Annotated in this window: 14 protein-coding genes and 1 riboswitch; of the genes, 9 read left to right on the top strand and 5 right to left on the bottom strand. The window is 68.7% G+C overall.

All coding sequences use genetic code 11. The features are described 5' to 3' along the window. Positions 1–8: 8 nt before the first annotated feature. From QFZ76_RS33750 to QFZ76_RS33740, 3 genes are all read right to left on the bottom strand, one after another. Positions 9–887, bottom strand: a complete 879-nt coding sequence (locus QFZ76_RS33750) for a carbohydrate ABC transporter permease (RefSeq protein WP_307677231.1) — start codon at positions 885–887, stop codon at positions 9–11. Next, a complete protein-coding gene (locus tag QFZ76_RS33745; protein ID WP_307677230.1) occupies positions 884–1870 on the bottom strand; it encodes a carbohydrate ABC transporter permease in 987 nt (328 codons plus the stop codon). The genes QFZ76_RS33750 and QFZ76_RS33745 overlap by 4 nt, the downstream gene beginning before the upstream one ends. A 112-nt stretch (positions 1871–1982) precedes the next feature. After that, positions 1983–3272: an extracellular solute-binding protein gene (locus tag QFZ76_RS33740; RefSeq protein WP_307677229.1), complete on the bottom strand. Its 1290-nt coding sequence runs from the start codon at positions 3270–3272 to the stop codon at positions 1983–1985. A gap of 377 nt (positions 3273–3649) precedes the next feature. Between QFZ76_RS33740 and QFZ76_RS33735 the strand changes: the two genes are divergently transcribed. Continuing rightward, a complete protein-coding gene (locus QFZ76_RS33735) occupies positions 3650–4414 on the top strand; it encodes a GntR family transcriptional regulator (protein ID WP_266433955.1) in 765 nt (254 codons plus the stop codon). Here the strand turns inward: QFZ76_RS33735 and QFZ76_RS33730 are convergent. Beyond that, on the bottom strand, positions 4411–4569 hold the full coding sequence (locus tag QFZ76_RS33730) for a hypothetical protein (RefSeq protein WP_307680393.1): 159 nt from the start codon (positions 4567–4569) through the stop codon (positions 4411–4413). The genes QFZ76_RS33735 and QFZ76_RS33730 overlap by 4 nt on opposite strands. Between QFZ76_RS33730 and QFZ76_RS33725 the strand changes: the two genes are divergently transcribed. The 8 genes from QFZ76_RS33725 (at position 4507) to QFZ76_RS33690 (ending at position 14112) form a co-directional block, all read left to right on the top strand. Next, positions 4507–4683 (top strand): YbdD/YjiX family protein, encoded by a 177-nt coding sequence (locus QFZ76_RS33725; RefSeq protein ID WP_307680209.1) that lies wholly within the window; start codon positions 4507–4509, stop codon positions 4681–4683. The two genes, QFZ76_RS33730 and QFZ76_RS33725, sit on opposite strands and share 63 nt — an antisense overlap. 176 nt (positions 4684–4859) lie before the next feature. Continuing rightward, the gene (locus tag QFZ76_RS33720; RefSeq protein ID WP_307677228.1) at positions 4860–6479 is read left to right on the top strand and encodes a transposase; all 1620 of its coding nucleotides are present in this window, start codon (positions 4860–4862) and stop codon (positions 6477–6479) included. 227 nt (positions 6480–6706) lie between these two features. Then, positions 6707–7774, top strand: coding sequence for an IS110 family transposase (locus QFZ76_RS33715; protein WP_307672140.1), 1068 nt, complete (start codon positions 6707–6709; stop codon positions 7772–7774). A 187-nt stretch (positions 7775–7961) separates the two neighbouring features. Next, complete coding sequence (locus tag QFZ76_RS33710; RefSeq protein WP_307677227.1) at positions 7962–8222, top strand: DUF3311 domain-containing protein; 261 nt, start codon at positions 7962–7964, stop codon at positions 8220–8222. Beyond that, positions 8219–9847 (top strand): monocarboxylate uptake permease MctP, encoded by a 1629-nt coding sequence (mctP, locus tag QFZ76_RS33705; RefSeq protein ID WP_307677226.1) that lies wholly within the window; start codon positions 8219–8221, stop codon positions 9845–9847. Before QFZ76_RS33710 ends, mctP begins: the two co-directional genes overlap by 4 nt. 72 nt (positions 9848–9919) lie before the next feature. Next, positions 9920–10426, top strand: coding sequence for a GNAT family N-acetyltransferase (locus tag QFZ76_RS33700; protein ID WP_307677225.1), 507 nt, complete (start codon positions 9920–9922; stop codon positions 10424–10426). Between the two features lie 77 nt (positions 10427–10503). Then, positions 10504–10587: riboswitch (cobalamin riboswitch) on the top strand. A 145-nt stretch (positions 10588–10732) separates the two neighbouring features. Continuing rightward, entirely contained in the window at positions 10733–13099 is a 2367-nt protein-coding gene (locus QFZ76_RS33695) for a ribonucleoside-diphosphate reductase subunit alpha (RefSeq protein WP_307677224.1), read from the top strand. Beyond that, complete coding sequence (locus QFZ76_RS33690) at positions 13099–14112, top strand: ribonucleotide-diphosphate reductase subunit beta (protein WP_266433968.1); 1014 nt, start codon at positions 13099–13101, stop codon at positions 14110–14112. The genes QFZ76_RS33695 and QFZ76_RS33690 overlap by 1 nt, the downstream gene beginning before the upstream one ends. Here the strand turns inward: QFZ76_RS33690 and QFZ76_RS33685 are convergent. Further along, positions 14025–14267: a hypothetical protein gene (locus QFZ76_RS33685; RefSeq protein ID WP_266433969.1), complete on the bottom strand. Its 243-nt coding sequence runs from the start codon at positions 14265–14267 to the stop codon at positions 14025–14027. The two genes, QFZ76_RS33690 and QFZ76_RS33685, sit on opposite strands and share 88 nt — an antisense overlap. Positions 14268–14320 lie beyond the last annotated feature (53 nt).

The following is a 14320-nucleotide window of genomic DNA, read 5'->3' as shown; positions in this document are numbered from 1 at the left end:
CGGGGGCGTTATCCCTTCACGGCGCCCGCGGTCAGGCCCGCGGCCATCTTGCGCTGGACGAGGAGGAACAGGACGACGATCGGCACGGCCATCATGGTGGATCCGGCCATCATCGGGGCGTATTCGGTGCCGTGCTTGGTGGTGAAGTTGCCGAGCCAGACGGTCGCGGTCTGGTTCTTCTGGCTGAGCAGCATCAGGGCGTACAGGTACTCGTTCCAGGCCTGGATGAAGCCGTAGACGGAGGTGGCGACCATGCCGGGGGCCAGCAGCGGGAACACCACCCGGATGAAGGCGCTGGTGCGGGAGCAGCCGTCGACCATCGCCGCCTCCTCCAGCTCCTTCGGGATGTTGACGATGAAGCCGCGCAGCGTCCACACCGTGAAGGGGAGGATGAAGGTCAGGTAGGTGATGATCAGGCCGGTCAGCCGGTCGTACTGGCCGAGGTCGTTCAGGAGCAGGAAGACCGGGATGATCATGGCGACCAGCGGGACCATCTGGACCGCGAGGATGCCCACTATCACGATCTTCCGGCCGCGGAAGGCGAAGCGGGAGATGGCGAGCGCGGCCAGCAGGCCGACGACCATGCCGATCAGGACCACGGCGAGGGACACGATCAGGCTGCGGCCGACCGGGCCCCAGAAGTCCGCGATGTCCAGCGCACGGCTGAAGTTGGACAGGGTGAGGCCGGTGGGCAGCACGCTCGGGTCCGGGTCGATGGCGTCCTTGGCCGGCTTGAACGCCGTGTTGAGCATCCAGTAGACGGGGAAGCCGGCGGTGACGAAGACGAGGAGACCGAGGAGGTTCCAGCCGGCCTTCGACTTCCGGCGCACGGGAGTCGAACCGGAAGTCGTCCCGGGTGCCCGCACGGGAGTCGTCAGCGTACTCATTCGACCTCTCCGATCTTCAGCATCTGGCGCATGTAGACGGCGACCACGCCGAGCAGCAGCAGCACGGTGAGCAGGGCGATCGCCGAGCCCTGCGCGTAGTCGTTGACCACGAAGGCACGGTCGTACGAGTACGTGGTGAGGATCTGGAACTCGGCTTCGGGATGGCCGTTGCGCATCACGAAGACCTGCGGGAAGACGCCCATGTCCCAGATGACCGACAGGGTCGTGAGCATCACGATGATCGGCTTGAGGATGGGCAGCGTGACGTACCGGAAGACGCCCCAGGCGCCGGCGCCGTCGAGGCGGGCCGCCTCCTCCAGTTCCTGCGGGACCTGGGTGAGGCCGGCGCTCAGCGTGATCACCACGAAGGGCACGGCCCCCCAGACCACCAGCAGCATGATCACGGCCAGGCCCTGCGGCCCGCTGGCGAACCAGTTGTGGCCGATCATCTCCACGCCCGGCAGCTTGCTGAGCAGCGCGTTGAGGATGCCGTAGTCCGCGTCGAACAGCCACTTGAAGACCGTGGTGGCCACGATGATCGGCATGCCCCAACTGGCCACCAGCGCGATATTGATGAGCGTCTTCACCCAGCCGGAGACCCGCTGGAGCAGAAGCGCGATCAGCATGCCGATGACCATCGTGAAGATCACGCAGCCGGCCGCGAAGACGATCGTCCGTACGACGACCGCCCAGAACTCGCTGTCCCCGAGCACCTTGGTGAAGTTGTCGAACCCGACCGACTCGGCCGGCTGGAAGCCCCACAGCTGGGACTGCCCGAACTTCTGGAAGGAGAGGGTGACAAGGCGGACCAGCGGATAGCCGAGGACGAGCCCCAGGATCAGCAGGCAGGGGGCGAGCAGGAGCCAGGGGGCACCCGCTCCGCCGGAGGCCCGGTCTCTGGGTGGCTTCTTAGCCACCGGCGGTGGTGGCGGTGCCTGCCGCGGCGGCGGCACCTTGGCAGGGGTGGTCGTGTCGGCACTCATCCGCGCGCTCCTCAGCGGTCCCTCAAGGTCCTACAAAGCCCTCGTACGCCCCACAGGCGCGGTCCGTACGACAAGCAGGGCCCCGCCGGTCTCAACGGGGCCCTGCCCTTGGTCACTTGGTGTTGATGACCTTGTCGATCGCGGCGTCCGCTTCCTTCGCGGCGTCCTCGACCGACTTCTTGCCGGTGCCGATGCTCTGCAGCATGGTCTGCAGGACCTGGCCCTTCTCGACCTGGCCCCAGCCCGGTGCCATCGGGACGAACCAGTTGGACTCGGCCGCGGTGGCCGGGACCGCCGTCGCCGGGTCGTTCTTCAGCGTGGCGAGGTCGGTCTTGTTGTTGGGCAGGTTGCCCTTGGCGATCAGGCCCTTCTGGCCGGCGGGGCCGGTGAAGGCGTTGATCCACTCGGCGGCGACGGCCTGCGCGTCCGACTTCACCGGGACGGCGAGGTCGCTGCCGCCCAGGAAGACGGGGAGGTTCTTGCCGGACGGGCCGGGCATCACGAAGTTCTCGACGTTGTTCTTGAGCTTGCCGGTCTTGTCGTTCTCCGGGGCCGCGGCGGTCGCGCCCTCCCAGGCGGGGGCGAAGATCATGCCGGACTTGCCCTGGCCGTAGACGATGTAACGGTCGGACTCGTCCTTGGTCTTGTCGCCGTGCATGTACGTGTCGACGACGTTCTGGAACTCCTTCAGGCCCTTGACGGACTCCGGCGAGGAGAGGTTGCCCTTCCACTCGCCGCCCGACTCGACGGCGATCGAGCCGCCGGCGTCGTAGACGAAGGACATGGCCGCGTACCAGTCACGGGTGGGCTGGTACCAGGCGCTGAACTTGTCGCCCTTGTCCTTCTGGACCTTGTCCAGGGCGGCGGTGAGCTCCTCGTACGTCTTCGGGGCGGACTTGACGCCCACCGAGGCGAACAGGTCCTTGCGCCAGTTGGCGACGCGACCGCCCGCGTAGTAGGGGACGCCGTAGGTCTTGTCCTCGTACGTCACCGAGGCCTTGAGGCCGTCCAGCCAGGCGGCGGAGTTGTCGAACTTCGCCGGGTCGAGGGGCGCGAAGGCGCCCTTGACCATGTAGCTCAGCATCTCGGTGTTGCCCATCTCGACCACGTCGGGGGCCTTGTCGGTCGCGAGGACCGCGTCGAGCTTGGCGTTCTTGTCCGGCCAGCCGTAGTACTCGTGGTTGATCTTGATGCCGGGGTGCGCCTTGGTGACGGCGGCGTCGGCCGCCTTCACCAGCTCCGGCCAGTTGTTCTGGGCGTCGACGGTGAGCCAGACAGTGAGCTCCTTGGCGTCCGCCCCGCTCTTGTCCGAGCCCCCGCTGTCGCTCTCGCCGCCCCCGCACGCCGCGATGGAGACCATCATGCCCGCGATACCGATCGCGACTGTCAGCTTGCGCTTCACGCCAACCTCCTCAGGGATGCCTACAAACCCCCCTGCTTCCCTGCGGCTGACCTGCGTCTGCCCTCGGGGCCGGGACTGGACCAATGGTGTAGACCAGTAGGGGGAGCTTGGCCCAGACCAATAGGGCTGTCAAGGGTGCTTCCCTGGGCTTCAGCGGTCCGTTACGGGACCGCGATATGCAGGGATCCTTCATTACGAGCCCGGCAGATCGGACAGACCACTGGACGACTCTGTGGACTAGACCAGCGGGCGGTGTGAGGGTATACAGAGGGGATCACGCAGCGTGCGGGACATCCCGGTACGCTGCCGTGCCACGATGTGAGCCGTGGCCGACGGGACGTCGGCCGCTTCGGCACCCGGAGCCGGGAAGGCAGAACATGAGCACCGACGTCAGCAGTGCGGAGAACGAGGGTGGGGCGACCGTCCGTACCGCGCGCGTGCCCAAGTACTACCGCCTGAAGAAGCATCTCCTCGACATGACGGAGACGCAGTCGCCCGGCACCCCCGTGCCGCCCGAGCGCACCCTGGCCGCCGAGTTCGACACCTCGCGCACCACCGTGCGCCAGGCCCTTCAGGAACTGGTCGTCGAGGGGCGCCTGGAGCGGATCCAGGGCAAGGGCACCTTCGTCGCCAAACCGAAGGTCTCGCAGGCGCTGCAACTCACCTCGTACACCGAGGACATGCGCGCCCAGGGCCTCGAACCCACCTCCCAGCTGCTCGACATCGGCTACATCACCGCCGACGACCGCCTCGCCGGCCTCCTCGACATCACGGCCGGCGGACGGGTGCTGCGGATCGAGCGCCTGCGCATGGCCAACGGCGAGCCGATGGCCATCGAGACGACGCACCTGAGCGCGAAGCGCTTCCCGGCGCTGCGCCGCAGCCTGGTGAAGTACACGTCCCTCTACACCGCGCTCGCCGAGGTGTACGACGTCCATCTCGCCGAGGCCGAGGAGACCATCGAGACCTCGCTGGCCACCCCGCGCGAGGCCGGCCTGCTCGGCACCGACGTGGGCCTGCCGATGCTGATGCTGTCCCGCCACTCGGTGGACCGGCAGGGCGAACCGGTGGAATGGGTGCGATCCGTCTACCGCGGCGACCGCTACAAGTTCGTGGCGAGGCTCAAGAGGCCCCAGGACTAGGAGGGGTCCCAGCACCCGGACGAGTACTGCACGCGGTCGTCGGTGGCGGTGATGGCCCTGGTGGCGAGCATCATCGACCCCGGTCTGTATTCATCTCCCCCGCCGACCTCGCCCAGGCGGCGGACGAGTCGGCCTACGACGGCTATGTCGCGCACGTACGCGCGGAGTGCCCGCAGGCCCCGGCGCCGTCCCGGCGCGACTTCGAGCGGATGCGCACGGAGCGGCAGGAAGCGGACCCCCGGCAGGGATTGGGAACTGTCGGGGTCTGACTGAGTGCGAGTGCGTTCTGGCGTGTGTGAGTGAGTGCTGAGGCTCCCGGTCGGCGGCTGGGTGGTGCTGTCCCGGGATGGGAATCAGAGTTTGCCTGTCGAATGTGTGACCTTTTCGGGTGGTGCTCGTTGGGTGTGATGACCGGCTTTTCGAGGGGCTGTATGGGGGGTGTGGGGTGGGCGGGTTGCGGGAGCTTGCGGCGTCGTTCGTCGTGCCCGGTCCCACGGGTGTGGCGGTCCGTACCCGGTTGAAGCAGCTCGCGCCCGCCGATGAGAAGGTCCTCGCGCTGGTGGGCGCGCACCTCGGCTCGCTCGCCTCCGGTGATCTGAGGGCGCGGTGCGCGGATGGTCTGGAGCACTCCGCGGAAACGTGGGCTGCCCGTAAGCGGGGCCTGACGCCGGTGTCGTCGTCCCGCTGGGCCGGGTCGATCACCAAAGCCAGCCACGACCAGTGGGCGCTCGCCCGCCGTGGCCAGCTCGCCCACATCCAGTCCCTGGAGGCGGGGATCCGTACGATCGCGCACCGGCTGTCGCTGCCGGTCGGCGCGAAGGGCTCGAGGAAGGCGCCCGGCGACTACCGCAGCACACAGGAGTGGCACGCCAAGTCCCGCCGCCTGCACGCGCTGGAAGACCGTCTGGAGCGCGAGCGCGCCGACCGTGAGGCCGGGACCGTGCACGTGGTGCGGGGCGGTAAGCGGCTGGCCCGCACCCGGCACCACCTGCCTGCCGCGCAGCTCACCGAGACCCAGTGGCACCGGCGGTGGGAAGCATCACGCTGGTTCCTGCAGGCCGACGGCGAATCCGGCAAGCGGTACGGCAACGAGACCCTCCGCGTCAGCCCGGACGGCGAGGTCAGCATCAAGCTCCCGGCCCCGCTCGCCGGGCTGGCCAACGCGCCACATGGCCGGTACGTCATGGCCTGCCAGGTCGCCTTCCCGCACCGGGGCCCTGAGTGGGCGGACCGGGTGGCGGCGAACCGGGCGGTGGCCTACCGCATCCACTGGGACGTGGCCCGTGGCCGCTGGTACCTCACCGCGTCCTGGCAGATCCCGGTGTCGAAGACCATCCCGCTGGCCGCCGCCCTCGCGCAGGGCGTGATCGGCGTCGACACGAATGCCGATCACCTCGCCGCCTGGCGCCTCGACACCCACGGAAACCCGATCGGGAACCCGCGCCGGTTCCTCTTCGACCTCTCCGGCACCGCCCAGCACCGCGACGCCCAGGTCCGCCACGCCCTCACCCGCCTCCTCCACTGGGCCCGAACGTGCGGCGTGGGCGCGATCGCGGTCGAGGACCTGCACTTCACCGCCGAGAAGACCCGGGAGAAGCACGGCCGCAAGAAGCGCTTCCGGCAACTGATCTCCGGCATGCCCACCGGCAGACTCCGCGCCCGGCTGACTTCGATGGCTGACCAGACGGGGATCGCGGTCATCGCCGTGGACCCGGCCTACACCAGCCGCTGGGGCGCCCAGCACTGGCAGAAATCCCTCAATCACGGCAACAGGAAGACCACTCGCCACGACGCTGCCGCCGTGGCGATCGGACGGCGCGCCCAAGGGCACCCGATCCGGCGACGGACGACACCGCCCCCACACGACCGGAGCGATCGTGTGGGGCATCGGACCGTCCAGGCCAGATCGGGAACCCGTGGGCGTGAGGAAACCCGCCCCCGCATCCCCGGACCACGGACACGATCCGTCGGCGCCGGACGCGGAGCGAACGCGGGCAACCAGAACGCCCAACACCGTCCGGGGCGTTCGGCTGAGCAGCAGTCCTGGCAACAGGACTCACAGTGATGATTGCGGTGGCACCGCTCGGAGGTCTGACTCAAGGACTCACTGGCGCTTCGGCTGTCTGTCGGGAGAACCGTCGGCCTGTCGGGCGGTGCCACCGCGCGCGCGTGCCGGTCAGGCGTTCGTGACCTCATAGGAGCCCGGCCAAAGGTCCCATCACTGTCTTGTCCGTCCGCCCGACCGGCGCGTGCCCTCCCTGATGCGTCGTACGGAAGGACAGCACGTCCAGCATGGCAGCAGATGAGATAGCGGTCATTGGCGGGATCGACACCCACACCGACCTGCACCAGGCGGCCGCGATCGACACCGTGGGCCGGCACCTGGCCACCGAGCCGTTCCCGACCGGTCCCGCCGGCTATGAGCAGCTGCTCCACTGGCTGCGTTCGCACGGCGAGGTTCTGGCGGTAGGCATCGAGGGCACCGGCGCCTACGGGGCCGAGATCGCCCGTTTCCTGACCACAAAGGGTGTCACCGTCATCGAGGTCGACCGACCCGACCGCAAGGCCAGGCGGGACAATGGCAAGTCCGACCCGGTTGACGCCTACGCCGCCGCGACCGCCGTGCTGTCCGGCCGGGCCTCGGGCATTCCGAAGACCCGCAACGGGATCGTGGAGGCCATCCGCACCCTGCGGGTGGCCCGCAGTTCGGCCGTCAAGGCCCGCACCCAGACCATCAACCAGATCCGCACGCTCATCATCACCGCACCGGCCGCGGTGCGCGAGAGGCTGCGCGGCCTGGCCACCGGCGAGCTGATAGACGCCCTGGCCCGGTCCCGGCCCGTGGGCGACCTCGCGGATCCGGACTGCGCGGTCAGGATCACGCTGCGACGGCTCGCCCGCCGCTGCCAGCGGCTGGAGGAGGAAATCGCCGAAGCCGACGCGGACCTGGGCCCGCTGGTCACCCGGGCCGCACCACGGCTGATCGCTCTGCCCGGCGTCGGCCCCGAGAGCGCGGGCCAGCTGCTGACCACCGTCGGCGACAACCCGGACCGCCTGCGCTCGGAAGCATCCTTCGCCCACCTGTGCGGTGCCGCCCCGCTGCCGGCCTCCTCCGGCCGCACCAACCGGCACCGCCTCAACCGGGGCGGAGACCGCCAAGCCAACCGGGCCCTGCACACGATCGTGCTGGTCCGCATGCGCCACGACCAGCGCACCCGCGAGTACGTCGCCAGACGCACCGCCGAAGGCATGACCAAGAAGGACATCATGCGCTGCTTGAAACGGTTCGTCGCCCGCGAGGTCTACCAGCATCTACCCCGCCCTCACATCACCGCCGAACAGCTCAAACAAGCCGCTTGACGGTCTATAGGAGCTTCCCCCGCTCAGCCTTTAGGAACGGTTCCGCTGCTGCTGAGGGGGACAGAGCTGAGGGGGACACAGAACCACCACATACCGATATGCGGACGAGGTCTTCCGCTCTCTCGACACCGTCGCCTAGATTGCCTGCGCGTTGCACAGATGATCAGTGAGGGGACGGAGCCGCGGTATGTCGAATGCGCCTGAAGTGAGACCACCGGTGGTGACACCGGCCCGCGTGGTCATCGCGCTCTGCCTCTTCGCGCCCTTCGTGGCGATGCTGTGGGTGGGTTCGTACGCGAAGGTCGACCCCGCCTTCATCGGCATCCCGTTCTTCTACTGGTACCAGATGCTGTGGGTGCTGATCTCCACCGCGCTGACGATGATCGCGTACAAGCTGTGGCAGCGTGACCAGCGCGCCCGCTCCGCCAAGGGGGGTGCGTCGGAATGAAGGACGGCGTGAACGGCGTCGCACTCGCCGTCTTCATCTTCTTCTTCCTGGCCGTCACGGTCATGGGCTTCCTGGCCGCGCGCTGGCGCCGGGCCGCCGAGGAGCAGACCCTCGACGAATGGGGCCTGGGCGGACGGTCGTTCGGCACCTGGGTCACCTGGTTCCTGCTCGGCGGCGACCTGTACACGGCGTACACCTTCGTCGCCGTGCCAGCGGCGATCTACGCGGCGGGCGCGGCCGGCTTCTTCGCGGTGCCGTACACCATCCTGATCTACCCGCTGATCTTCACGTTCCTGCCCCGCCTCTGGTCGGTCTCGCACAAGCACGGGTACGTGACGACCTCGGACTTCGTACGCGGCCGCTTCGGCTCGAAGGGCCTGTCGCTCGCCGTGGCCGTCACCGGCATCCTCGCGACCATGCCGTACATCGCGCTCCAACTGGTCGGCATCCAGGCCGTCCTGGACGTGATGGGCGTCGGCGGCGGCGAGGACACCAACTGGTTCATCAAGGACCTGCCGCTGCTGATCGCCTTCGGCGTGCTCGCGGCCTACACCTACTCCTCGGGCCTGCGCGCCCCCGCGCTGATCGCGTTCGTGAAGGACACGCTGATCTACATCGTCATCGCGGTGGCGATCATCTACATCCCGATCAAGCTGGGCGGGTTCGACGAGATCTTCGCCAAGGCGAGCGAGGCGTACAGCCAGACCAACCCGGCCACGGGCGCGCCGCGCGGCGCGGTGGTGCCCGGCGAGGCGGGCCAGTGGACGTACGCCACGCTGGCGTTGGGCTCCGCCCTCGCGCTCTTCATGTACCCGCACTCGATCACGGCGACGCTGTCCTCGAAGAGCCGTGAGGTCATCCGCCGCAACACCACCATCCTGCCCCTGTACTCGCTGATGCTGGGCCTGCTGGCGCTGCTGGGCTTCATGGCGATCGCGGCCGGAATCAAGGTCAGCAACGGGCAGTTGGCGATCCCGCAGCTCTTCGAGACCATGTTCCCCGACTGGTTCGCGGGCGTGGCCTTCGCGGCGATCGGCATCGGCGCGCTGGTCCCGGCGGCGATCATGTCCATCGCGGCTGCGAACCTCTTCACCCGCAACATCTACAAGGACTTCATCAAGCCGGACGCCACACCGGCCCAGGAGACGAAGGTTTCCAAACTGGTGTCCCTCCTTGTGAAGGTCGGCGCGCTGGCCTTCGTCCTCACCATGGACAAGACGGTCGCCATCAACTTCCAGCTCCTCGGCGGCATCTGGATCCTGCAGACCTTCCCGGCCCTGGTCGGCGGCCTGTTCACCCGCTGGTTCCACCGCTGGGCCCTGCTCGCCGGCTGGGCGGTCGGCATGGTCTACGGCACGGTCGCCGCGTACGGTGTCGCCTCGCCGACGCAGAAGCACTTCGGCGGCTCGTCCAAGGAGATCCCCGGCATCGGGGAGATCGGCTACATCGGCCTCACGGCGTTCGTCCTGAACGTGGTGGTGACGGTGGTCCTGACCTTCGTCCTGAAGGCCCTGAAGGCCCCCGAGGGCATCGACGAGACGTCCCCGCAGGACTACACGGCGGACGCGGGCGACCCGGGCGTGCAGGTGGAGCTGCCGCCGGCGACCGCGGGCACCGCCCACTGAGCCGTACGTCATCACGGGCCGCCGGAGAAATCCGGCGGCCCGTTGTCGTACCGCTGATGCACACTGCGGGCCATGGACATCGTGATCAGGCAGGCGACCCCCGACGACTACGAGCCCCTCGGCGACATCACCGCCCAGGCCTACCTCCAGGACGGCCTCCTCGACTTCGGCGAGAGCGACGAGTACCTCGGCGAGCTGAAGGACGTGGCCAAGCGAGCCTCCGCCGCCGAGGTCCTCGTAGCCGTGGAGAACGACCACCTCCTCGGCGGCGTGACCTTCGTACCGTCCGGCGGCCCGATGGCCGACATCGCCACCCCCGGCGAAGCCGAGATACGGATGCTCGCCGTCGCCCACAAGGCCCGGGGCCGAGGCACCGGCGAAGCCCTCGTCCGCGCCTGCGTCGACCGCGCCCGGGCCACCGAGGGCTGCACGGCCGTCGTGCTGTCGACGCAACGCACCATGCACTCCGCCCACCGCATCTACGAACGCCTCGGCTTCGCCCGCACTCCCGGACGGGACTGGAACCCCTTGCCGCACCTCGACGACATCACTCTGATCACCTATGAGTTGACGCTCTGAAACCGGCGCGACACAACATATGGGGGTTCTGCCCTCACCCGGCACAAGATGTATGCTCATGCTCGCTGTCGCCGCAGGGGAATCCGGTGCGAATCCGGAACTGTCCCGCAACGGTGTACTCATGCCTGCTTTATGCGCGTATGAGAGTCAGTCCGAGGACCTGCCGACAGCGCGCCCGGCCATCAGGCCCGGGTGCCATGACGTCCGGGCCTCGTGGAGTGGGCCGGTGGGCGCGACGCCGTGTGCGCTCGTGTGCTGCCGTCCGCCCTCCGCAAGGCCCCCGTGCCGAGCGAGGGAGAGCCCCACGTGACCATCGCGCCAGCAGACCCGGCTTCAGCTTCAGCTCCAGTGACCCCGGTGGCCGACGACGGTCCCGGGACCGCGTTGCTGCGGACCCTGACCGAGCTGACCGCCGACCTCCCCGACGCCGACCCCGGCCGGGTCGCCGCCGCCGCGTTGCGCGGCCGGTCCGCGCGGGCCGACGGGACGGAACTGCGCGAGCTGGCCACCGAGGCGGCCGCCGGCCTCATCTCCGAGGACCCGGCCTACTCGCGGCTCGCCGCCCGCCTCCTGACCGTCAACATCCGCGCCGAGGCCGCCTCCCAGGGCGTCACGTCCTTCACGGAGTCGGTCGCGGTGGGCCACCGCGAGGGCCTCATCGCCGACCGTACGGCCGAGTTCGTCCGGGTCCACGCCGACCGCCTCGACGCGCTGGTCGACGTGCACGCCGACGACCGCTTCGGGTACTTCGGCCTGCGCACCCTGCACGGCCGCTATCTGCTCCGGCACCCGATCACCCGGCACGTGATCGAGACGCCCCAGCACTTCATGCTGCGTGTCGCGAGCGGCCTGGCCGAGGACGACAGCATCCGGGCACTTGACGAAGTCGCCGCCCTCTACCGGCTGATGAGCCGCCTCGACTACCTCCCCTCCTCCCCCACCCTCTTCAACTCCGGCACCCGGCACCCCCAGATGTCGTCCTGCTACCTCCTCGACTCCCCGAAGGACGAGCTGGACTCCATCTACGACCGCTACCATCAGGTCGCCCGCCTCTCCAAGCACGCCGGCGGCATCGGCATCGCCTACTCCCGCATCCGCGCCCGCGGTTCGCTGATCCGCGGCACGAACGGGCACTCCAACGGCATCGTCCCGTTCCTGAAGACCCTCGACGCCTCGGTCGCCGCCGTGAACCAGGGCGGGCGGCGCAAGGGCGCGGCCGCGGTCTACCTGGAGACCTGGCACTCCGACATCGAGGAGTTCCTGGAGCTGCGCGACAACACCGGTGAGGACGCCCGCCGTACGCACAACCTGAACCTCGCGCACTGGGTCCCGGACGAGTTCATGCGCCGTGTGAACGCCGACGCGCAGTGGTCGCTGTTCTCCCCCGCCGACGTGCCGGAACTGGTCGACCTGTGGGGCGAGGAGTTCGACGCCGCCTACCGCGAGGCCGAAGAGAAGGGCCTCGCGCGCAAGACCATCCCGGCCCGTGACCTCTACGGCCGCATGATGCGCACCCTCGCGCAGACCGGCAACGGCTGGATGACCTTCAAGGACGCCGCCAACCGCACCGCCAACCAGACCGCCGAGCCGGGCCACGTCGTCCACTCCTCCAACCTCTGCACGGAGATCCTGGAGGTCACGGACGACGGGGAGACGGCGGTCTGCAACCTCGGTTCGGTCAACCTCGGCGCGTTCGTGGTCGACAACGGCATCGACTGGGAGCGGCTGGACGAGACCGTCCGCACCGCCGTCACCTTCCTCGACCGGGTCGTGGACATCAACTTCTACCCGACCGAGCAGGCGGGCCGCTCCAACGCCAAGTGGCGCCCGGTCGGCCTCGGCGTCATGGGCCTGCAGGACGTCTTCTTCCAGCTGCGGCTGCCCTTCGACTCGCCGGAAGCCCGTCGGCTCTCCACGCGCATCGCCGAGCGCATCATGCTCGCCGCGTACGAGGCCTCCGCCGACCTCGCCGAGCGCAACGGCCCGCTGCCGGCCTGGGAGAAGACCCGTACCGCCAAGGGTGTTCTGCACCCCGACCACTACGACACCGAGCTGACCTGGCCGGAGCGCTGGGCGGCCCTGCGGGCACGCGTCGCCACCACCGGCATGCGCAACTCCCTGCTCCTCGCGATCGCGCCGACCGCCACCATCGCGTCGATCGCGGGCGTGTACGAGTGCATCGAGCCGCAGGTGTCCAACCTGTTCAAGCGCGAGACGCTGTCCGGCGAGTTCCTCCAGGTCAACTCGAACCTGGTGAAGGAACTCAAGGCGTTGGGCGTCTGGGACGCCCGCACCCGCGAGGCGCTGCGCGACGCGAACGGCTCGGTGCAGGGCTTCGCCTGGATCCCCGAGGACGTACGGGCGCTGTACCGCACGGCGTGGGAGATCCCGCAGCGCGGCCTGATCGACATGGCGGCGGCCCGGACGCCGTTCCTGGACCAGTCCCAGTCCCTGAACCTGTTCCTGGAGACGCCGACCATCGGCAAGCTCTCCTCGATGTACGCGTACGCCTGGAAGTCGGGCCTGAAGACGACGTACTACCTGCGCTCGCGCCCGGCGACCCGCATCGCCCGCGCGGCCCAGGCCGCTGTCACCGTGCAGCAGCCGGCCCCCGATCCCGAGGCCGTCGCCTGCTCCCTGGAAAACCCCGAGTCCTGCGAGGCCTGCCAGTAATGAGCTCCACCGAAAAGAACCTGCTCGACCCGGGCTTCGAGCTGACCCTCCGCCCCATGCGCTACCCGGACTTCTACGAGCGCTACCGGGACGCCATCAAGAACACCTGGACCGTCGAGGAGGTCGACCTCCACTCGGACGTCGCCGACCTGGCGAAGCTGTCCCAGGGCGAGCAGCACATGATCGGCCGGCTGGTCGCGTTCTTCGCGACGGGCGACTCGATCGTCGCGAACAACCTCGTGCTGACGCTGTACAAGCACATCAACTCCCCGGAGGCGCGCCTGTACCTGTCGCGCCAGCTCTTCGAGGAGGCCGTCCACGTCCAGTTCTACCTGACGCTCCTCGACACCTACCTGCCCGACCCCGAGGACAGGGCTGCCGCCTTCGACGCGGTCGAGAACATCCCCTCCATCCGCGAGAAGGCCGAGTTCTGCTTCAGGTGGATCAACGAGGTCGAGAAGCTGGACCGCCTGGAGACCAAGGCCGACCGGCGCCGCTTCCTCCTCAACCTCATCTGCTTCGCCGCGTGCATCGAGGGCCTGTTCTTCTACGGTGCCTTCGCGTACGTCTACTGGTTCCGCAGCCGGGGTCTGCTGCACGGCCTCGCCACCGGCACCAACTGGGTGTTCCGGGACGAGACGATGCACATGAGCTTCGCCTTCGAGGTGGTCGACACCGTCCGCAAGGAGGAGCCGGAGCTGTTCGACGACGCGCTCGGGCAGCAGGTCGTCGACATGCTGAAGGAGGCCGTCGAGGCCGAGCTGCAGTTCGCGCGCGACCTGTGCGGTGACGGCCTCCCGGGCATGAACACCGACTCCATGCGGCAGTACCTGGAGTGCGTCGCCGACCAGCGCCTCACGCGCCTCGGCTTCGCTCCGGTGTACGGCTCGGAGAACCCCTTCTCCTTCATGGAGCTCCAGGGTGTTCAGGAGCTGACCAACTTCTTCGAGCGGCGGCCGTCGGCGTACCAGGTCGCGGTGGAGGGCACCGTGGACCTGGACGAGGACTTCTGACCCTCCGCGGCCTTCCGGGCCTCCTGGGCCTCCCTGATCTGACGGTCGACGCGCCTGTCGTGCACGATCCCGATCACTGACGGGAGGACCAGGAGGACGAGGATTCCGAGGACGGTGAGCATGGCGATCAGTCCTTCTGTCTGTGCGGTAGTCATGTCACTACTGTCGCTCCCCAGACTCCTTACCAACAGTGGCAGGACTGCCGTAG

Origin of the sequence: Streptomyces sp. V4I2, assembly GCF_030817655.1 — a bacterium.
Classification (GTDB): domain Bacteria; phylum Actinomycetota; class Actinomycetes; order Streptomycetales; family Streptomycetaceae; genus Streptomyces; species Streptomyces plumbiresistens.
Note: the sequence above shows the minus strand (reverse complement) of the source record. Positions and strands in the feature narration are given on the sequence as shown.

Bases quoted from the DNA above. Each gene is read 5' to 3' on its own strand.
- QFZ76_RS33715 (WP_307672140.1), top strand. From the start codon at position 6,707: ATGGCAGCAGATGAGATAGCGGTCATTGGCGGGATCGACACCCACACC.
- QFZ76_RS33735 (WP_266433955.1), top strand. From the start codon at position 3,650: ATGAGCACCGACGTCAGCAGTGCGGAGAACGAGGGTGGGGCGACCGTC.
- QFZ76_RS33750 (WP_307677231.1), bottom strand. From the start codon at position 887: ATGAGTACGCTGACGACTCCCGTGCGGGCACCCGGGACGACTTCCGGT.
- QFZ76_RS33745 (WP_307677230.1), bottom strand. From the start codon at position 1,870: ATGAGTGCCGACACGACCACCCCTGCCAAGGTGCCGCCGCCGCGGCAG.
- QFZ76_RS33700 (WP_307677225.1), top strand. From the start codon at position 9,920: ATGGACATCGTGATCAGGCAGGCGACCCCCGACGACTACGAGCCCCTC.
- mctP (WP_307677226.1), top strand. From the start codon at position 8,219: ATGAAGGACGGCGTGAACGGCGTCGCACTCGCCGTCTTCATCTTCTTC.
- QFZ76_RS33690 (WP_266433968.1), top strand. From the start codon at position 13,099: ATGAGCTCCACCGAAAAGAACCTGCTCGACCCGGGCTTCGAGCTGACC.
- QFZ76_RS33710 (WP_307677227.1), top strand. From the start codon at position 7,962: ATGTCGAATGCGCCTGAAGTGAGACCACCGGTGGTGACACCGGCCCGC.
- QFZ76_RS33685 (WP_266433969.1), bottom strand. From the start codon at position 14,267: ATGACTACCGCACAGACAGAAGGACTGATCGCCATGCTCACCGTCCTC.